17 protein-coding genes are annotated in these 19402 nt (G+C 35.0%); 4 read left to right on the forward strand and 13 right to left on the reverse strand.

Annotated features, from left to right (window positions below):
• Positions 1–270: 270 nt before the first annotated feature.
• From VB248_RS08255 to VB248_RS08305, 11 genes are all read right to left on the reverse strand, one after another.
• The gene (locus VB248_RS08255; RefSeq protein WP_323296283.1) at positions 271–489 is read right to left on the reverse strand and encodes a hypothetical protein; all 219 of its coding nucleotides are present in this window, start codon (positions 487–489) and stop codon (positions 271–273) included.
• A gap of 284 nt (positions 490–773) precedes the next feature.
• A complete protein-coding gene (locus VB248_RS08260; RefSeq protein ID WP_323296284.1) occupies positions 774–1382 on the reverse strand; it encodes a porin family protein in 609 nt (202 codons plus the stop codon).
• A 178-nt stretch (positions 1383–1560) separates the two neighbouring features.
• A complete protein-coding gene (locus VB248_RS08265) occupies positions 1561–2556 on the reverse strand; it encodes an MlaD family protein (RefSeq protein WP_323296285.1) in 996 nt (331 codons plus the stop codon).
• Positions 2537–3337 (reverse strand): ABC transporter ATP-binding protein, encoded by an 801-nt coding sequence (locus tag VB248_RS08270; protein ID WP_407652891.1) that lies wholly within the window; start codon positions 3335–3337, stop codon positions 2537–2539. The genes VB248_RS08265 and VB248_RS08270 overlap by 20 nt, the downstream gene beginning before the upstream one ends.
• Positions 3338–3388: 51 nt before the next feature.
• Positions 3389–4171, reverse strand: coding sequence for an MlaE family ABC transporter permease (locus VB248_RS08275; protein ID WP_323296286.1), 783 nt, complete (start codon positions 4169–4171; stop codon positions 3389–3391).
• 117 nt (positions 4172–4288) lie between these two features.
• Positions 4289–5947 carry a L,D-transpeptidase family protein gene (locus VB248_RS08280; protein WP_323296287.1) on the reverse strand — a complete coding sequence of 553 codons (1659 nt, stop codon included), beginning with the start codon at positions 5945–5947 and terminating at the stop codon, positions 4289–4291.
• An 82-nt stretch (positions 5948–6029) separates the two neighbouring features.
• Positions 6030–6653: a murein L,D-transpeptidase catalytic domain family protein gene (locus tag VB248_RS08285; RefSeq protein ID WP_323296288.1), complete on the reverse strand. Its 624-nt coding sequence runs from the start codon at positions 6651–6653 to the stop codon at positions 6030–6032.
• A gap of 94 nt (positions 6654–6747) precedes the next feature.
• Positions 6748–7458: a BON domain-containing protein gene (locus VB248_RS08290; protein WP_323296289.1), complete on the reverse strand. Its 711-nt coding sequence runs from the start codon at positions 7456–7458 to the stop codon at positions 6748–6750.
• Positions 7459–7563: 105 nt separating this feature from the next.
• The gene (locus VB248_RS08295) at positions 7564–8040 is read right to left on the reverse strand and encodes a hypothetical protein (RefSeq protein WP_323296290.1); all 477 of its coding nucleotides are present in this window, start codon (positions 8038–8040) and stop codon (positions 7564–7566) included.
• A 59-nt stretch (positions 8041–8099) separates the two neighbouring features.
• A complete protein-coding gene (locus VB248_RS08300) occupies positions 8100–8285 on the reverse strand; it encodes a CsbD family protein (RefSeq protein ID WP_323296291.1) in 186 nt (61 codons plus the stop codon).
• A 442-nt stretch (positions 8286–8727) separates the two neighbouring features.
• Positions 8728–9315, reverse strand: a complete 588-nt coding sequence (locus VB248_RS08305) for a hypothetical protein (RefSeq protein WP_323296292.1) — start codon at positions 9313–9315, stop codon at positions 8728–8730.
• 538 nt (positions 9316–9853) lie between these two features.
• On the opposite strand from VB248_RS08305, the gene rlmB reads away from it, so the two are divergent.
• Entirely contained in the window at positions 9854–10645 is a 792-nt protein-coding gene (gene rlmB, locus VB248_RS08310; RefSeq protein WP_323296293.1) for a 23S rRNA (guanosine(2251)-2'-O)-methyltransferase RlmB, read from the forward strand.
• A gap of 907 nt (positions 10646–11552) precedes the next feature.
• Here rlmB and pth read toward each other — a convergent pair.
• The gene (pth, locus tag VB248_RS08315; RefSeq protein ID WP_323296294.1) at positions 11553–12113 is read right to left on the reverse strand and encodes an aminoacyl-tRNA hydrolase; all 561 of its coding nucleotides are present in this window, start codon (positions 12111–12113) and stop codon (positions 11553–11555) included.
• Positions 12114–12210: 97 nt separating this feature from the next.
• Between pth and VB248_RS08320 the strand changes: the two genes are divergently transcribed.
• From VB248_RS08320 to VB248_RS08330, 3 genes are all read left to right on the forward strand, one after another.
• Complete coding sequence (locus VB248_RS08320) at positions 12211–15225, forward strand: OmpA family protein (RefSeq protein WP_323296295.1); 3015 nt, start codon at positions 12211–12213, stop codon at positions 15223–15225.
• A 28-nt stretch (positions 15226–15253) separates the two neighbouring features.
• Entirely contained in the window at positions 15254–16015 is a 762-nt protein-coding gene (locus VB248_RS08325) for an NIPSNAP family protein (protein WP_323296296.1), read from the forward strand.
• Between the two features lie 174 nt (positions 16016–16189).
• A complete protein-coding gene (locus VB248_RS08330) occupies positions 16190–16945 on the forward strand; it encodes an SDR family NAD(P)-dependent oxidoreductase (RefSeq protein WP_323296297.1) in 756 nt (251 codons plus the stop codon).
• Positions 16946–17325: 380 nt separating this feature from the next.
• On the opposite strand, the gene metG is transcribed toward VB248_RS08330, so the two are convergent.
• The gene (gene metG / locus VB248_RS08335; protein ID WP_323296298.1) at positions 17326–19359 is read right to left on the reverse strand and encodes a methionine--tRNA ligase; all 2034 of its coding nucleotides are present in this window, start codon (positions 19357–19359) and stop codon (positions 17326–17328) included.
• Between the last annotated feature and the right edge of the window lie 43 nt (positions 19360–19402).

The following is a 19402-nucleotide window of genomic DNA, read 5'->3' on the forward strand; positions in this document are numbered from 1 at the left end:
GCTGTTATATAGTTTTGTGTAAAATTTATATTTTTCACACATTAAAGGATGGAAATTTCTTGACTTTAGGATTTTAGGACTTTAAGACTTTAGGAGGAAATAAGAAGTATGCAGGAAGAAAGAGAACAAATATAAGAGACCATAAAAATCAGGAAGATGCAGTAAATAAAGGCTCTGATTTTGAAATATAAATGCTAAGATTTTAAAGTCCAAAATCTTAAAATCCTAAAGTCTTAAAGTCCAAAAATCCTAAAGTCCCCCCCAAAAAAACTAAAGTGAACTCCCTTTATGATTCGGCACATATTTTTTTAAAATACTTTCTAATGATTCATAATACTCTTTCAAATTTTTCAGCGTAATGTCCGGGTTTTCTTCATCTGGCATTGTTATTGGCATTTCTTCAATGTACTTTGATAGTTCTGGAAATTGCGACTTTATCGCCAAAGTTATCCTTAAAATATCTGCGTTCAATTCTGCTGCTGTTTTCATAATCTTGAGATTTTATAATGTGAAATCATTTATTTGAAAAACTCTTAAAAGTGTGCTTCCGAAAAACAAAAAACACTCTCTAAAAAGAGAGCGTTTATGAACTACCTAACCACTGTATAAACGCTTTGCTTAAATAATTAACCAAACTGCTTATTACCATAATAAACTAAAACTCCAATCCTTATTTTTAATATTTTTATCAAACAAGTAACACATTCATTTAAAGTAAAACACTAATTTTCAATACTTTAAATAAAAAATCACATTACTCATTCTTCATTTTTTTATTCCCCACTTATCGGAAAGCTAACGCCTACATTCAAGCTAAAAGCCACATTGTGATAACTATTGCTATTGTTTTTTGAAACATCTGTGAAACTTTTGGCAAAACCAGCATCAAAATTTATCCAAGTACTTGGCATAATGCGATAGTTAAAGCCCAGTCCAACTTGTCCGCCAAGGTCAAAAGTGTTGTAAGCGTGCGTTCCGTCTGGTCTTAAAATTTCATTACCATTTTCATCTTTTGCTTTCAGTAATGTTCCTAAATAAGGCCCAGCATAAACCTTTGGACGAAACTCACTGCCATTGTCTCCGAAGTAATAAATGGCAGAAAGCGGAATTTGTATATAGTGAAGTTTAACGACTTTTGACGAATTTGAAAAAGCTGTTCCCAGTTGTGAGTATAAAATTTTTGCTCCGATACCCAAATGCTCATCAACGCTGTAATTGGCAAACCCTCCGCCTGAAATACCTGCAATACTTTTGGTGTTGGGTAACGAATTAATCGTTGCCAAATTAGCTCCAACAATTGGGCCGACTGATAATGATTGTGCCGTAACAATTTTTGAATTGACAAATAGTAATGCAGACAGTAACATAATTTTCTTTAACATCATCTTTGAGTTTTAAATAGCTTTCACTTATTGCTAAGTGTTTGAAGTAGTTTTTTTATCAGTTGATAAACATTGTCAACTACTTATCTCAAAGGTCTTACTATTCTGTTGCGAATGTGTTACACAATTCTGGAAGAGACTTACATCATTCACAGATTACTATTTTTGATTGATACATTTATTCGTCAATTTTTGCTTTCTCTTTTTTTCTGAAAAAACCTCTTAACAAGAAATTATGTTGAATGGCTTCTAAATCTTCATCCAATTTCTGACTACTGGTTTCTGCATTTTTAAAAGTTTTTTTCAGCAAACTTGCTGACAGAGAATCATTTAACAAAAGTCCAAGTACATTATCTTTTTGTTCAAGTCGCTTCCCTATCGCTTGTGCATTTTTAGAAAACTTTTCTACGGATAAAGAGGCATTTCTTAAATGAACAGAGGCATTTTTCATGTTTTTATAGATAGAAGTATCCGTCACAAAACTGTTTATGGAACTCCCTTGCGTATTCAACTTCTGTGAGAAAAGATGTAGATTGGTCAATGTTCCTTTGGTTTCTAAAGAAGTTTCATTGAAATTGCTAACCGTTGTTTCCATTTTGTCAACGGTTTTCATCAACTTCAACGCTAAAGTTGGGTCATTCAACAAAATTCCTAAAGAGCCTTTTCCTTGATTCAGTTTGTTACTTATACTTTTAAAATCATTGGTTATTTCCAACAGATTTTTATTGTTTGCCTGTAAGGTGGTCATCATCGCTTCGGTCGTTTGTGTATGTTCTACCGATAAAAAGTCTCCTTTTTCAATTTGGGGTTTACGAGCATCTCCGCCATAAATAACAATGATTTTATTACCGATTAAACCATCCGAACCGATTTTGGCTTTTGCTCCTTGATGAATATGAGATTCTGCTTCTCTATCAATATTCATTATTACTTGTACTTGTGTATTTCCGTAGAAAGTTATTTTTTTTACTGTCCCCACTTTTACACCCGAAAACCAAATATTTCCGCCCGCTTGTAAGCCTTCGACATCATCAAAAATGGCATTGATGGTAAAAGTACTTACGAAGGTTTTCTTTTGTCCGCCCAAAGTAAAAATGGCAAGTAAAAGTATTCCCAGCCCAATAAATATAAAAATTCCAACAATAATAGGACGCTTATTTTTCGATGAGTTCATCAGTTTTTATAAAATTATAATCGTAAAAGGCTTTTACATTTTCATCATCAGAAGTAAATACTTCGTCAAAACTTCCAGAGGTCAGAAACGTACCATCAACAATCATGGCTACTTTGTTGGCTGTCTTTTTGGCACAAGTTAAATCGTGGGTGATAATGATGGCACTGGTATTATATTTTTTTTGAACTTTCAAAATCAGGTTGTTGATGTCAATACTCGTGATTGGGTCGAGCCCAGCGGTAGGTTCATCGTAAAGCATAATTTCAGGTTTCAAAATCAAGGTTCGAGCTATTCCGATACGTTTTCTTTGTCCGCCCGAAAGTTCAGAAGGCATTTGATTAAGCGTTTGCGACAGCCCCACTTCACTGAGTACTTCTTCGATAGCGTACTTTACTTCTTTCTCGCCTAAATGTCTTTTATTCCTGACCAAGGGAAATGATAAATTTTCTTTCACACTCATACTATCGTACAAGGCACTATTTTGAAAAGAAAAACCGATTTTCATCCGCAATGCTTGCAAAGCTTCCGGGCCGATTTTATCAATTTCTTGTCCTAATACTTCTACTTTGCCTTCATCGGGTTTTAGCAAGCCTGAAATAATTTTTATTAGCACCGATTTTCCACTCCCCGACCGCCCCAGTACGGCTAAATTTTCACCCTTGACAATATCTAAGTCGATATTTTTCAAGACATTAAGACTTCCGAAGGATTTTTTCAAACCTCTTGTACGAATCACACATTCGTTATTAGGGTAACTTTGTGATGCTAAAGAATTCATCATAAAAATTAAATATTGAATAGTGATTGAGTAAAAAATTGATAAGAAAAATCCTTAACGAATGGCATTTATAAGCTGAACAATGATGATTTCTTCAATAAAAACCATGAACATCGCCATTACTACGGCAGTATTGGCAGCTTTCCCAACGCCCTGAGTACCATTTTCGGCATTATAACCCTGATAACAACCAGCTATTCCGATGGTAAAACCAAAACAAAATGCCTTGAAGACAAAAGCGAAAAAATCTAAGAACGTAATGGTACTAAAAGCACTCTGAAAGAAAGAATTGAAACTGGTTGCTTCGTTTTGATGAACATTCATAAACGAACCCAACATACCCACAAAACCTGTATAAATTACCAAAATCGGTAACATCAACGTAATAGCTGTAACTCTGGTGACAACCAAAAATTTAAAAGGATTAGTTGCCGATACTTCCATGGCATCAATTTGTTCAGTTACTCGCATTGAACCCAACTCTGCTCCCATATTCGAGCCTACTTTTCCTGCGGCAATCAGTGCCGTTACCAAAGGGGCTAAAGCCTTAATGATAGCAATTGAAACCAAAGATGGCAACCAAGAACTCGCACCAAAATTTGAAAGAGAAGGTCGTGATTGCTTCGTAAAAACAATTCCCGTAATAAAACCCGTAAGCGAAACTAAAGGCAGTGATTTATAACCTACCACATAACATTGTGCAATAATTTCTTTCCATTCAAAAGGTGGCGAAAACGCTTCTCTGAAAAAATGAAGAATAAAAACACAAACATCATAAATACCCTGAAAGAAAGCATCTGCTTTTTGTGAAATAACAAAGGTGTTTTTGTGGTTCATGTTTTTTTTAGCTGTGAGCTTTGAGCCGTGAGCTATAAGCTTACAGCTTTGAGTTTTTCTGTATCCAGCCTTTGTATGTAACTTTACTGATTAAAAATTTTAAAGACAGCTCAAAGCTCAAAGCTCAAAGCCATAAATTCGCTTCATCAACTGCTCATCTAAATGATAAATATCGTTTCTGAAATTTAGGTCGCCTTCTTCGTCCACCCAAGCGGTAAAGTAGGCGATATACACAGGAAAATTCGGGCGAATATTTACCCACTTTTCTTTATCCGTGGCTAAAACTTTATCTATTTTTTCTTCATCCCAATCGCCCGTTTTTTGCAAAAGATATAATGCCAATTGCTTCGGATTTTCAACCCGAATACAGCCATGACTAAATGCTCTTTTACTTTCTCCAAATAAATTTTTTGAAGGCGTATCGTGTAAGTAAATATTGAAATTATTCGGAAAAAGAAACTTTATTCTTCCCAAAGCATTGTCTTTCCCCGGTTTTTGTCGGAAAGTAAAAGGAACATTCTCCTTAAAATCTTTCCAATGGATACTCGAAGCATCTATCACATTATCACCCGAAAGTACTTCCATATTGTTTTTACGGAGGTAATTCGGATTTCGTTGGAGATGTGGTAAAATTTCATTCTTACCAATACTCATCGGAACGCCCCAATAGGGATTCAACACAATATTTGAAAGGTTTCCTTTAAAAATTGATGTCTTTGTCGCTGCTTTTCCTACTACCACATTGGTTTTCCAAAGTTGTTTTGAATTTTCAAAATAGTGTAGTGTAAACTCAGGAATATTGACCAAAATATAATCTTCTTCCATTTTTACAGGAATCCAACGCAAACGCTCCATATTCACCATAATTTGCTGAATCCTAAAATCAATCGGGCGATTCAGTTCGGTCAGTGTATTTTGGTCTAAAACACCATTGGCATTCAAACCCATTCTTCTTTGAAAATGCTTGAGTGCAAGGGCTAAAGTATCAGTAAAAAGTATAGAATTATCATTTTGTGCAAGGTCTTGAGTAGCAAGTAAGTGTTTTTTTAAGATTAATAAACATGAATCTTGTTCACCTAAAGTCAAACGTTTTTTATCAAAACTAATGGGTTGAAAACCACCTTCTCGCTCAATCGAGCGGTAAAGTCTAAGTTTTTCTTTTAACCTTAAATAATAAACGTTCAAAGGTTCGTCGAACACGGCATTAGGTTGTATCGACACCAATGAGTCAAGTAAAGCTTGGTAATTTTTCTTATTTCGTGGAATAAACCACTGAAGCTTTGAAGGATTTTCTTGAATACCCTCGTACTCTTTTTGAGCGTGCTTGAAAAAACTTGTCGTCAGTAATATTTCTAATTGCTGAGTTTGGCGATTATTGGCTTGAAAAGCTTTTTTATCACGCTTCACAGCCCGAATCAAAGTATCTAAAAGAGCATAATTGAGACTATTATCTGCAAAATCGTGTCTGTAATTTTCTAATTGTTTATAAAAAACTGGCACAGCCAAAGCCATTCCTTTGGTAGTAAACCAAGCATAATGGTAATTTCTTCTTTCATAAAATGTCTTTACTTCTTTTTGAAGTGAATCGGACTCTGAAAAACTTGTAAAAAATGCCTTGAGGTCTTGTTCGTTCAAAACAAAGGAAAGTTTTTGGGGTAAAACCTGACTTTGAAGCGAATCACTCTCTATTGGATTTTCTGTATTGTCTTTTGAATGACGGCATTCCACTAACAACAATGCCATACAAATAGCAATCCAACAGAGTAATACTGTCATTTTTCTAAAAGCGTATTTATCTTTCATAGCAAAACAGAGGAAAAAAGGTTGTCGCTACCGCTGTTTTAGGGCAAGTCGTAGTCTAACTATGAATATACAACAAACTTCCGTTCGCTAAAACAGGTACTACTTTGGGAATAAGGTCTTGTGGCAATGCCGGACAGCCAAAACTACGTCCACAACGACCAAACTGCTGTACAAAAGAAGGACTCACATAAGACGCACCATGAATAATGATTTCTCGACGGCGTGCATTATCATTCACTCCTTTTTCTAAACCAAGCAACAGCAGAGCAAGTCCGTGTTTTGGGCTTTGGATGGGAGTTCCAACCAAATAAAACCCTAAACTACTTTGGTGCGACTCCATTTTGTTGGAAAATGAACGAGCAATATTATCGCCCGATTTTTTACCATGAGCTACCAAAGATGAAAAGAGTAATTTTTTTTGAGCAAGGTCAATCACAAAAAAGCGTTCAACCGATGAAGGAAGGGCAAAATCAACAATGGTAATGATTGGTTTGGTAGGATGAAATTTCTGATAACCTTTCAATGATTGCTGAAATGCCTCATAACTCACCAAGCCTTTAAGCTGACAATCGTTATACAATTGTTGAGTTTCATCAACTTCTTTAACGATTGTTACGGTTGAAGTATCGGCAAAACTAATATTTAGTAAAAAAGAAATTATCTGAAAGAATATTATCATATTTTCTACAATTATGAGTATCGTTTTAACTACAACAGGAATAAGCTCATTATCATTGCATTAGATTGAATATTGTTTCGATAAATTCATCTTACTAATCTAAAAATTCATCCGCTTGAGCCATTGCTTCACTGCTGTACAAAGCCACTTCATAATCGACCAATAATTCATTTTCAACCATCCAAACACCTGGTGCGTTCCAAGCAATGCGTGAAGCCTCATCTTTTTGATACCAAGATTGTACTTTTCCTGTTAGCGTAACTTTATGCCCCGTCACGGTTACAATAATGTCTTCATCATCAATTGCCCAATTTCGTCTCAATGCACTTTCAATATCTCTTTGTTCAATATCATCATGGGTTTCAGATTTGATTAAGATATGGTTATTTACTCCTTTTACCCCTAACAGGTTTTTCACAATTCGCATGATAGCTACTTTTTGGTAATGCCAAGGTAATTCGCCATCCATGCTTACAATTCCGTTTTCTACCTTTACTTTTACCTTTCCTTTGGGTATTTCCCAATTACCCTCAAAAGCATTTATCACTTCCTTCGCAATTTCGACATCATTCTTTTGAGTTTGATTTTCACCAAACTGTACTTGAATGGTTTCTACCACCACTTTTACACCTGCAACATTTTTAGCGGCCTTTTCAGCCTCTAATTTTTTTGCGTAACTATCCACAGTTCCAGAAAGTGTAACAATACCATCCTTCACCGTCACTCCAATTTCTGCGGCATTCAACAAACGCTCCCATTTAATGGCATTCTGAACGTCCTTTTGTAAATCTTCATTAGTTTTCATTTTTTTGTTTTGTTATAATAAAATATGTTTGAAGTACAGACCTATTAAAAAACAATACTAAATTTAGAAATGACATTTAAAGTTTGAATGCCTTCATGATTCAAACTATAAAGTTTTGTTGATATTGATAGAATCTGTTTCTGCGTCTGTTCTGATTTCAGTATGGCGAATTCTGCCTCCAGAAGTAGCTGTTTGCTTGGCAAAAATTAACATGACTACTGTTAGGGTAAGTATCATATAAGAAAAAGTATTGGCATAAGACTTTTCTTTCCAATTTGACCATAAACCAAAAAGCGACATCAATCCAAGCAGATAAGAAAGTAAAGCAAAAGACTCAGCTTTTGCTTCATGTTCTTGTATAAATGGTTTTACATTTAGTAAGTTACTTAGCGACTTTACTGCCATATCTCCCGTTAAAAAAGCAGGAATCGTATAAAAAGCCCCCAAAATAAATACTCCGTAAGCAATTCTTTTGATAATGGCAGAAGGGAGAATAATCCCTAATACCAAAATCAAAAAGCCTACAATAGGTGTAATAAGAGGCAAATGATTGAGTGCTAAATGATAATGAGCATTGTCCATTTATCTTAAAATTTGTAAAATGAGTAGTCTCAATAGTCTTACTTTCTTAACCTCGAAAATCAAAGAGCGTCAATAATACCATGCAACTCGTCTTTTGTTTTTCCAAGTTTCTTCTGAAGTCTTCCCATCATTTCCTCTTTTTTACCTTCGGCAAACAATAAATCGTCATCCGTTAATGAGGCAAATCTTGCTTTAAGTTTCCCTTTCTGCTCATTCCAGTTTCCTAATAATTCGGTAGTGTTCATTTGATTAATGATTAATAGTGAATGGCATCAGGAAAAATATCCTAAGCCACATTGTTAACTAAGTAAGAAATTTATTTGAAATGTTAGCCAAAGCATTGGCTAACATAAATAGATTTAGAGGTTTTATTCAGCAACAATTTATGATATATTTTTAATAATGAATCGTTCAAAATTGAATTAGACTACAAGCCTCAGACAACATGACTATTGAAATAATTTGTCTCTTTAGAACAAAACAAAGGTATATAAAGCCCTAAGGCATTGTGTTATACAATTTTTGGAATCACTTACAAGATTCCCACATTCTGAAAAATAGCCTTAAATAAGCAAGCCAACATAGGAATTTGTCCTTTTCGGAAAAGTACGGGCATAAAAAAACCTCCTTGCCTTGGTAAAACTAATTTACCATAACAAAGAGGTTGAGTATCGAAGGAAACAATCCTTAGCTACGTGGCATCATTCTATAAGTAACATTTACACTCTGAGTATCCTCATCGACTACTCCTGCATAAAAACCTGCAAAAACTACCGCCGTTGGAATATCAATTTTATCTAAATCTTCAACGTTCCACTCAATTTTGCGGGCATCAATGGCTAAGTGTAAATCTAAATGGTTCTTATCTCTTTTGATAATGTCCCATGAAATTTCTTCGCCATCTTCAAATTTCATTACCAGTTGTGTACTTTCGTTTTCTAATTCCCAAGTACCACGGTGTTTTTTGCCAGCACCATCTGTGTAAATTACTTTCTCATCGCTTGTTAGTTGAAAAGACTCTTTCGAGAAATCATGCAAATTGGCATCTATTCCTCTTTCATATAATACATTTTTACGAGCATCTGCCTGATAATTTACTACATTAATTACCCAGTTTTTTGCTAATAAATGAACGATATCGGCATCGTTTTCCTGAGTAAAGACAGATTTGGGCTTCATTTCGGGAGAAAGGTTACTTTGTTGTTTCACCTTACAAGCGTAAACTACCGAACTAACTACTAAGATAGCAACGGTCAATTTAATCATTTTTTTCATCTCCTTGATTTGGGATTTATGCAAACCTCTTTTGGTTTGACGTGAACAATAATTAACATTTGTCTTCAATAAAACGGACTTATGCTAACAGAAATAAACTAAAATACTCTTTTTAAATTATTAGATTTTTCTGTGGAAAAATGTTTCTGAGACTATTCAGAAAATTGAAATATTTTATACGTAAGTTGCTGAAAAACAGCAATTAAAGAAAGGATTATATTAATGTGAATTCAAAGAACGATTTGTACATTTCCACAGATACGATACAAAGATACTATATTTTTTAGGGAAAAAGCAAACCGTTTAATAAATTGAGGACTTACTCTTTACCAACTTTTTGATGCCCGAGTGTCGTTCAATCATTTTCAAACCTCTCTTTTTTTGTCTTCAAAAAGTGTTTAAAAGACGAAAAAATGAAAAGACTTATTGTGTTTCTTGAAGGAAAAATAAAAATAGCGTAAAAAATTACGAACTTTGTAAAATAATCAAAATCTAAGGATTAGGTCTTGATGAAGCATAATCAATAACAAATAATATAATGACAACTGAAAAGCACTCGGACGGCCCTAAAAAACCCTTCAAATATTTCAACCAACCTAAACCTGAAAATAAAGACATCGTATTCGGCATTCAATCTGTATTAGAGACGCTTCGTTCGGGAAAAGAAATCGACAAATTATTGGTTCAGAGAGAGTTAGGAAGCCTTGAAGTATTAGAATTTGCCCGTTTGAAAGGTGTTCCTGTACAAAAAGTACCTACTGAAAAGTTGGATAGAATTACTCGTAAAAATCACCAAGGCGTTATTGCTTTTGTGTCGGCTATCAACTACGCAAAACTGGAGAATGTTGTGGCAGATGTTTACGAAAAAGGAGAAGTACCTTTGATTTTAGTATTAGATAGAATCACCGATGTTCGTAACTTTGGAGCAATCGCTCGTACTGCTGAATGTACTGGCGTGCATGCCATAGTGATTCCTACAAAAGGTGCTGCACAAATCAATGCTGATGCCATGAAAACATCTTCGGGAGCATTGAATTTTTTACCTGTTTGTCGTGAAGAAAATTTATATCACACCGTGAAATTTTTACAAAATTCAGGTATTCAAGTAGTAGCTTGTTCTGAAAAAGTATCAAAAAATATTTATGATGTTGATTTAACAGTACCGACTGCCATTATCATGGGTTCGGAAGAAGACGGTATCTCAGATGATTTGATGCGTGCAGTAGATGAACTGGCAACCATTCCATTAGTAGGCCGAGTAGGTTCATTGAACGTATCAGTGGCTACTGGCGTAATTCTTTATGAAGTAGTGAGAAAGCGATTGGCGTAGTTAAATGATGAGTTTTGAATGCTGAATGATGAAATCATTTCAAAAGATGTCATCATACAATACCCTTAATTGATTTCCAACAAAAAATCCCTTTTGGCTCATGACCAAAAGGGATTTTTTTATTTAAAATTCATAAAAAAAGACAGAACTATAAGCTCTGTCCTTTATCATCTTACCTCTAAACCTATTTAACTATGAAAAATAACTACACCCTAAACAAAATTTTGATTTTCAATGTAACAAAGCCATCAGTAAAACGAAGTTTTTTTCAAAAAGTGGCGTTTCCAAAAGAAACGCCCTTTCCCGTCTTACCTCTAAACCTATTTAACTATGAAAAATAACTATTCTCTTTAAAAATATTTTCTCTTCTCTCCTTTTCCGAAACGCCTCTGAGAAATTCTTTCAAAAAGTGGCGTTTCCAAAGGAAACGCCCTTTCCATCTTACCTCTAAACCTATTTAACTATGAAAATTTTTAGTATTTATATTTAATATTACTACGAATAGCAATAAGAAAAACTCATTTTAATTGACTGAATAAAACTTAAAATAATTAGTGATTTTTACTCAGTGATTTTCTACTAATCTCTTTGTATATATACTACGTAAATAAGTAGGAAAAAGTTTATTTTTTTTGAAATATTTTTTTTCAAATCGTGGTTTTGTACAAACATAAACCTCTAACTTTGACAATGCAAAGTTGTGCAATATTTTACAAATATACAAATGTTTGTTTTCAAAAAATTTCAAATAAATAGTAGTAACTACCTAAAAATCAGTAAAAAATAAATACTTATGTTATGCCAACATTATAAAATCAAAATATTATTCTGCATGCAGAGTAAAAAGTTTGCAAATATTTTGTTATTATTTTTTTCAAAAAAATCGAAATTTATTAGAATAATACAATTACTGGTTATAAGCATTCATTGTCTTGTCTAAACCTTGTAAACAAAAGCTAATTGAGATGTCGGCAGCACGTTGTAAATGCTCAGGTAATTCGTCTAATTGTTTAGGCTCAAATTGCCCCAAAACGTACTCTGCTTGTCTGCCTTTGCTGAAATCATCGCCAACGCCAAAACGTAAACGAGCATATTGTGGCGAACCTAAAACTTCTTCAATATTTCTAAGTCCATTGTGTCCACCATGCGAACCTTTAGGTTTGGTTCTGAGTTTTCCAAAAGGCAAGGCTATATCATCAGTAATGATTAATACGTTATCTTTCTCGATTTTCAATTCTTTCATCCAATAGTTTACCGCCTTACCGCTCAGGTTCATATAAGTAGTGGGCTTTATTAAATGAATTTGCTTTCCCTTGTGTTTGATTTCTGTATGATAAGCAAGACGTTCCATCGTAAATTTTACTTCAAAACTACTCGCCAGACGGTCAACAACCATAAATCCAACATTATGACGAGTAAGAAGATATTCTGGGCCAATATTACCCAAACCGACAATCAAATATTTCATTTGTGATAATTATGTTTTTTACAAAATAGGTTACTCCTATTTTTTTTCATCAATGAGTCATCAAAATTAAGTAATTTTGTATAGTATTTATCCTTACATGAAAAACAAAAAACTCATCAGAAGCTTCGCAATTTTACTTTTTTTATCATTTACGATGATAAAAGAACTTTCTTTTTCTCAAAATATCAAAGCACTGCCAGCTCCCATCAATACACTAAAATTTACAGAACTATCGCCTTCTATTAGTGCTGACGGCAAAATACTTGTTTTTGAATCGAACAGACAAGGCGAATGGAAGCTATTTGAATCAAGAAAAAATGGAAATACTTGGTCTTTACCAGTTGCCATTAGTAAAATCGGTACCAATAATTTTGAAAAAGCTCCTTTTGGTGCTCCTTGCCTTAGCTACGACGGCAATACTATTTTCTTTTCGGGCAATGGAAAAGATTCGGGAGGACATGAAGACATTTATTTTTCTGTTCGAGACAGTACGGGCTGGTCTGCACCAAAAAATATCGGTGGAGCTATCAATACAATTGATGAAGAAAGTTTCCCTTCACTCTCTGCCGATGGACAAAGCTTGTACTTTGCCCGTGCCAAGTATCCGACAAGTACAAAAGCAGAACAGCGTTGTTATAAAATAATGGTTGCCAAACGCAAAGCTGATGGTACTTGGGAAAAAGCAGTTGAACTTCCTTCAAATATTAATGCAGGCTGCGAGCAAGCTCCAAGAATTATGCTCGATGGCAGTACACTCATTTTTTCATCTATCCGAAAAGGCGGTAAAGGCGGTTTTGATTTATACAAAACGCAATTACAAAATGATGGTACTTGGTCGAACCCTGTGGCTTTGGACAATTTGAACACGCCCAAATCAGAGCAAATGATTGCCAGTCCTGCTTGTGGCGATTTTAGTTATTTCGCCAAAGAAGGAGATATTTATGTAGCACCGCTCATCAGCGACCCACTTGTTTTATTTGAACTAAGCGTAAAAGATTCACTTACAAAAAAAGCAATCAATACGCCCGTTTCTATTTTTGAAACATCAGCTTCACAGCAACTTCTGACAATCCTTAGTAGCAGCGAATCAAACGGAAAATACTTGGCATATCTAAGTGCAAGAGGAAAATTCTTGATTGAAATCAACGAAAAAGACTATACACTTACGAAACAAATCATTGATTTGTCTTCAAAAAAAGACTGTGAAAAAATTGTCGTTGACATGCTTCTTAGTAAAAAACCAGCCCCTAAAAATACGCTGACACAAGAAGTAATTGTAACAGCCCCCGCTCCTATCAAAAATCCGACTAACAATACAACAAGTAATAATACTGCTACAAAAGACAGCAAGGTGATGACCTTGAACTTCACAGCGTTCAATAAAGTGACCAACGAACAAATGAGTGCAGAGTTTATTGTTACTTCTGAAAACACGGGTGAAGTTTATAAAGGAAGAACTCAGCAAGCCAATGATTTTTTCTCGATTCCACTTACAAGAAAAGATATATTGAAAGTACAAGTAAAAGCCGAAGGTTATGCTGATGGAAATTCTACGATTGAAATCAAAGATTTGAATAAAGGACATCACGATTATGCCATTCCGATGGTGGTTGACCGCTATCCTCTTACGATAAAAGTAATTGATGCTGAAACCAAAGACGCTATCAAAGATGCTACTATCAAAATTGTAGATTTAGATGCTTCGGAAGTAAAAAACGCCACCGCCCGACCACAAAGTAATGATTACGTGGCAAATTTGAAGATTTCGAGTAGATATGAATTTATTCTCAATGCCGAAGACTACATTGAATTGAAAGAAAAAGTAGAAAAAGCTCCAGCAGGCAATTCTATCAATTTTATGTTGTACAAAAATAGTATTCCTATCACTTTTGAAGTAATTGACAATGAAACAGAAAAACCTGTAAAAGCATTTATCGACATCAAATTAGAGAAATTACGAAGAAATATTTTGTTTAAAAACGAAACAAAAGCACGTGTAAGAGTTACTACACAAGAAGTATTTACCGTAGAAACGTCTGCATTGAAGTACGTTACCAAACACAGTACTTTTAATATGCCTGATTTTGATGCTACCAAAAAGTATGAATACACCATTCATATCGAAAAGGCAATGACTTTGCTGACGATTAAACCTAAAAATAGAATCACGAAAGAGGCGGTTGTACCTGATAAAATTATAGTTACTAATCTTTCAAATATCAATAATAAAGCAAAAATTGACCATTTGAGCAATGGCGATGCTTTGCTGAGTTTGAATCCAGAAGATAAATATCATTTAGAAATCAGGGCGAACGGTTATGATGTTTTTGAACAAGATTTATCAAAAATCAATCAAGCAGAATTAGAATGTTTACTGATTCCGATTCAAAAGCAAAAAGGCATTTATTTAACAGCCATTGATTCTACCAGCGGAAAACCTTTGGAAGCTACCTTTTTGCTAAGTACAACGAAAACCAAAAAGAATTATACCGTAAGCACGAACAGTCGTTTGCCTGAAAGCTTTTTGGCTTTAGAAAACAAAGATGAATATGAAGTAGAAATTACCGCCAAAGATTATCATGTTAAGAAAGTGACTTTCAAATATACACCTACCAAAAATCCCATGCTTTATACGATGATGTTGGTAAAAATTCCAACACAAGTAACCAAAAAAGAAAGTCCAAGTAATGTTACCCCACCGCCAACAACTGCTCCTAAAGTACAAAAGAGTATTGATGGCTCGAATGTTCAGAACTTATCGACTATCGAAAAAGGACAATCTGTGGTTTTAGACAAAGTATATTTTGAACAGAGTAGTTTTATTTTGCAAAAAGAGTCATACGCAGAATTAGATAAATTAGTAGGCTTGTTGCAAAAAGACACACAAATAAAGATAGAAATTGGTGGGCATACCGATAATATTGGCGATTCAAGGCTCAACTTAGCTTTGTCTGAAAACCGAGCAAGAGTCATTTACAATTATTTAGTGAGTAAAGGCATTGCCGAATCACGCTTATTTTTCAAAGGTTATGGAAGTACAAAACCAGTTGCTCCGAACGATACCGAAGAAAATAAAAAGAAAAACAGACGAGTTGAGCTAACGATTCAATAATTTTTTAACAAGATTCAAAACAAAAACCATGAAAAAACAACTCTTTGTTTTCATTCTTAGCTTATTGGTAAGCTTTGGTATCAACGCCGCAAAAAAGGACGACCCCAATGCACGCATTTATGAATTACGAGTGTATTATGCCAGCGAAGGTAAATTTGACGTACTGATGAACCGCTTCAAAGAACATACACTTCATTTCTTCAAAAAACACAAAATGCGTTTAGAAGGCTTTTGGTTGCCTTTAGACAACAAAGACAATAAAATGGTCTATGTACTTTCGTACCCCTCTCGTGAAGCTCGTGAAAAATCTTGGAAAGAATTTTCAGAAGATAAAGGTTGGGTGAAAGTAGTAAAAGAAACTACGGCAAATGGCGAGATTGTAGCCAAAGTAGAAAGTACATTCTTGAAAACAACCGACTTTTCGCCCAATAACCTAAAATCTGTTGGCGATAGAGTTTTTGAATTAAGAACTTATATTACTACGCCAAATAATCTTTCTAACTTGTTGGATCGTTTCAGAAATCATACTTTGAAATTATTTGAAAGACATGGTATGACTAACATTATTTACTGGACTCCAACTGACAAAGAACAAGGTGCAGAAAATACTTTGATTTATTTTCTAACGCACAAATCAAAAGAAGCAGGTTTGGCTTCATTCAAATCTTTCGGTGCTGACCCAGAATGGCAAGCAGTAAGAAAGGCTTCTGAAGAAAAAGCTGGAAGTTCACTTACAATAAAAGTGACTTCTGAATATATGTCACCAGTGGATTTTTCTCCTTTGAAGTAAGTTAGCTGTGAGCTTTCAGCAATTAGTCGTCAGATTATTATAAACACAAATTGTTTACCAACAATCTGATTAATAGAGCCAAACACTAAAAATATGTTTACTTCAACGCTGAAATCTGAAAGCCGATATCTGACTGCTTGATAATATTGCAATCATTTTTATAACAACAGTAAAATGTCAAAATTAGCTCTTATTACAGGTGCAAGCTCTGGTATCGGGAAAGCAACCGCCGAAACCTTAGCAGACTTGGGCATCAATTTAATTTTGTGTGGCCGACGTTTAGACCGTCTTGAGGCTTTACAAGAAAGTCTTTCTTCAAAAGTACAAGTACATACCCTCACTTTTGATGTAAGAAAACTTGAAGAAGTAGAAAATGCCCTTCATTCGCTTTCGGCTGAACTTCAAAATATAGACATCCTGATTAACAATGCTGGAAATGCACATGGCTTAGGCCCAATTCAAGATGGCTCGGTGGAAGACTGGGATGCGATGATGGACAGCAACGTAAAAGGCTTATTGTATGTCTCAAAAGTAATTATGCCTTGGATGATTGCCAAAAAACAAGGACACATCGTTAATATTAGCTCAATTGCGGGCAAAGCTACGTATCCGAATGGAAATGTTTATTGTGCTTCCAAAGCTGCCGTAGAAGCCATCTCTGAGGGTATGCGTTTGGACTTAAACCCACATGGCATAAAAGTTACGAACGTTGCTCCGGGTGCGGTTGAAACCGAATTTTCATTAGTACGTTTTAAAGGTGACGAGCAAAGAGCAGATTCAGTTTATCAGGGTTTTCAGCCTTTAGTTGCCAAGGACATTGCCGATGTGATTGCTTTTGCCGTAAGTCGTCCTGCTCATGTAGTGATGGCAGATATTACTATTTTACCTGTGGCACAAGCTTCCGCCACCGTTATCAAACGGAATATTTAAGAAATTCAGTGAAGATTGGACTTATTGTATCAATTTGATTCATTCAAAATGAAAAAAAATCAATGTATATACATATATTTTCAAGTCTTATCACTTAAAATGTTTTTTCGTCACAAAACGAAAAAAAATCTATTGTATATTAATAGATAATTAATCAAAAAATACCTTACATTTGTATTAATTTTCATAGTTAAATAGGTTTAGAGGTTAAACAGATAAGGCCGGGAGTTTCTCCTGTCCTTATTTTATTTATAGCCATTCTGTTTCCAAAGGCAAAAAAAGCCCCTCAAAAACTACTCTTTTTGGTTTTCCTAATTTGTTTCTAAATAAAAAAAGCCCCGATTTTGTTAAATCGAGGCTCAATCAATATGGCTAAAAAATTAGGCAACTGTTCCGCCATTCCAAACATTCTTGCTTGGTTGAACAAAGGCTAAAGAACCATCTTTGTCTTCTGCCATCAAAATCATTCCTTCAGATTCCATTCCCATCATTTTTCTTGGGGCAAGATTGGCTAAGAAGCTTACTTGTTGACCAATAATATTTTCAGGTTGGAAATGTTCGCCGATACCGCTCAAAATTGTTCTTTGTTTGATACCGTCTTCTATTTTCAATTTCAATAATTTTTTACTTTTGGCTACTTTCTCAGCTTCGATAATTGTACCGATACGAATATCCATTTTCGCAAAATCATCATATTGAATTTCTTCTTTTAAAGCTGGTACTTCTTTTCCTGCTAAAAGATTTTGCTGTTTAGCATCTTCTAATTTTTTTACTTGTGCCGCTACCGTAGCATCTTCTACTTTTTCAAAAAGTAATCCGATATTCGTCACGGTTTGTCCTTCTACCAACAAATCTGCACGACCAGCCTCGTTCCAAGATAAAGCTTCAATATTTAAAATTCGACGAATTTTCTCAGCCGTGAATGGCAAGAATGGTTCAGCCAAAATAGAAAGATTTGCTGCAATCTGTAAACCGATATTCAAAATCGTTGCTGTGCGTTCTCTGTCAGTTTTGATTACTTTCCACGGCTCTGTTTCTGCCAAATACTTGTTCCCCAAACGAGCTACGTCCATCATCAAAGCCAAAGCTTCACGGAAACGATAATTGGCGATTGAATCACCAATTTTAGCAGGCAATTCAGCCAAAGTAGCTAATACTTGTTTATCGTAATCGTTCAGTTCGCCTAATTTTGGTACTTTACTTTCAAAATTCTTTTCCGTAAGAATTACCGCACGATTGACGAAGTTTCCGAAAATGCCTACCAATTCAGAATTGTTACGCACTTGAAAATCACTCCAAGTAAAATCTGAATCTTTGGTTTCTGGTGCAGAAGCTGCCAAAACATAACGTAAAATATCTTGTTTGCCTTCAAATTCACGCAAGTACTCGTGCAACCAAACCGCCCAGTTTCTTGAAGTAGAGATTTTATCGCCTTCTAAATTCATAAACTCATTCGCAGGTACGTTATCTGCTAAAATGAATCTACCGTCGGCCATACACATCGCAGGGAAGATCAAACAGTGAAAAACGATATTATCTTTTCCGATAAAATGTACCAAACGAGTTTCTTCATCTTTCCAGTATTTTTCCCAGTCTTCGGTCAATTCTTTGGTCATAGAAATATAACCGATTGGAGCGTCGAACCAAACATACATTACTTTTCCTTCGGTATCTGGCAAAGGAACTTTGATTCCCCAATCCAAATCACGAGTCATTGCACGTGGTTTTAGTCCGTCGTTTAGCCAAGATTTTACTTGTCCCATCACGTTAGTTTTCCATTCTGGGTGGCTTTCAATGTATTTTTCCAAAGCTGGCTGCATTTTATCCAAAGGCAAGTACCAGTTTTTGGTTGCTTTCATTACAGGTTTTTCGCCACTCAAAGCCGAACGAGGGTTGATTAATTCCGTTGGTGAAAGGGTTGAACCACAACGCTCGCATTGGTCGCCATAGGCTGATTCATTGCCACATTTCGGACAAGTACCAATGATATAACGGTCAGCTAAGAAAGTCTGAGCCTTTTCGTCATAATACTGCTCAGTAGTTTCTTCTACAAATTGACCTTTGTCGTAGATATTTTTGAAAATATCCTGTGACATATCGTGGTGAACTTTGTTAGAAGTTCTTGAATAAATATCAAAGGAAATCCCAAATTCTTCAAATGAGTCTTTGATAATCGTATAATACTTATCCACTACCTCCTGAGGCGTTACTCCTTCTTTTTTGGCTTTAATAGTAATCGGTACGCCATGTTCGTCTGTTCCAGAAATAAACTTTACGTCTTGTCCAGTAGCACGCAAATAACGCACATAAATATCTGCTGGCAGATAACAGCCTGCAATATGTCCGATATGAATGGGGCCGTTGGCATAAATCAACGCTGCCGTAACGGTGGTTCTTTTGAATGGTTTGCTCATAAAATTTGTATCGTTTGAACGAAAACGTTCATTGATGTTTCAT

This window comes from Arcicella rigui (genome assembly GCF_034929435.1).
GTDB lineage: Bacteria > Bacteroidota > Bacteroidia > Cytophagales > Spirosomataceae > Arcicella > Arcicella rigui.

What these genes read in the sequence shown, in the direction of transcription:
- VB248_RS08255 (WP_323296283.1), bottom strand. Translation starts at nt 489, where the DNA reads ATGAAAACAGCAGCAGAATTGAACGCAGATATTTTAAGGATAACTTTG.
- VB248_RS08260 (WP_323296284.1), bottom strand. Translation starts at nt 1,382, where the DNA reads ATGTTAAAGAAAATTATGTTACTGTCTGCATTACTATTTGTCAATTCA.
- VB248_RS08265 (WP_323296285.1), bottom strand. Translation starts at nt 2,556, where the DNA reads ATGAACTCATCGAAAAATAAGCGTCCTATTATTGTTGGAATTTTTATA.
- VB248_RS08270 (WP_407652891.1), bottom strand. Translation starts at nt 3,337, where the DNA reads ATGATGAATTCTTTAGCATCACAAAGTTACCCTAATAACGAATGTGTG.
- VB248_RS08275 (WP_323296286.1), bottom strand. Translation starts at nt 4,171, where the DNA reads ATGAACCACAAAAACACCTTTGTTATTTCACAAAAAGCAGATGCTTTC.
- VB248_RS08280 (WP_323296287.1), bottom strand. Translation starts at nt 5,947, where the DNA reads ATGACAGTATTACTCTGTTGGATTGCTATTTGTATGGCATTGTTGTTA.
- VB248_RS08285 (WP_323296288.1), bottom strand. Translation starts at nt 6,653, where the DNA reads ATGATAATATTCTTTCAGATAATTTCTTTTTTACTAAATATTAGTTTT.
- VB248_RS08290 (WP_323296289.1), bottom strand. Translation starts at nt 7,458, where the DNA reads ATGAAAACTAATGAAGATTTACAAAAGGACGTTCAGAATGCCATTAAA.
- VB248_RS08295 (WP_323296290.1), bottom strand. Translation starts at nt 8,040, where the DNA reads ATGGACAATGCTCATTATCATTTAGCACTCAATCATTTGCCTCTTATT.
- VB248_RS08300 (WP_323296291.1), bottom strand. Translation starts at nt 8,285, where the DNA reads ATGAACACTACCGAATTATTAGGAAACTGGAATGAGCAGAAAGGGAAA.
- VB248_RS08305 (WP_323296292.1), bottom strand. Translation starts at nt 9,315, where the DNA reads ATGAAAAAAATGATTAAATTGACCGTTGCTATCTTAGTAGTTAGTTCG.
- rlmB (WP_323296293.1), top strand. Translation starts at nt 9,854, where the DNA reads ATGACAACTGAAAAGCACTCGGACGGCCCTAAAAAACCCTTCAAATAT.
- pth (WP_323296294.1), bottom strand. Translation starts at nt 12,113, where the DNA reads ATGAAATATTTGATTGTCGGTTTGGGTAATATTGGCCCAGAATATCTT.
- VB248_RS08320 (WP_323296295.1), top strand. Translation starts at nt 12,211, where the DNA reads ATGAAAAACAAAAAACTCATCAGAAGCTTCGCAATTTTACTTTTTTTA.
- VB248_RS08325 (WP_323296296.1), top strand. Translation starts at nt 15,254, where the DNA reads ATGAAAAAACAACTCTTTGTTTTCATTCTTAGCTTATTGGTAAGCTTT.
- VB248_RS08330 (WP_323296297.1), top strand. Translation starts at nt 16,190, where the DNA reads ATGTCAAAATTAGCTCTTATTACAGGTGCAAGCTCTGGTATCGGGAAA.
- metG (WP_323296298.1), bottom strand. Translation starts at nt 19,359, where the DNA reads ATGAGCAAACCATTCAAAAGAACCACCGTTACGGCAGCGTTGATTTAT.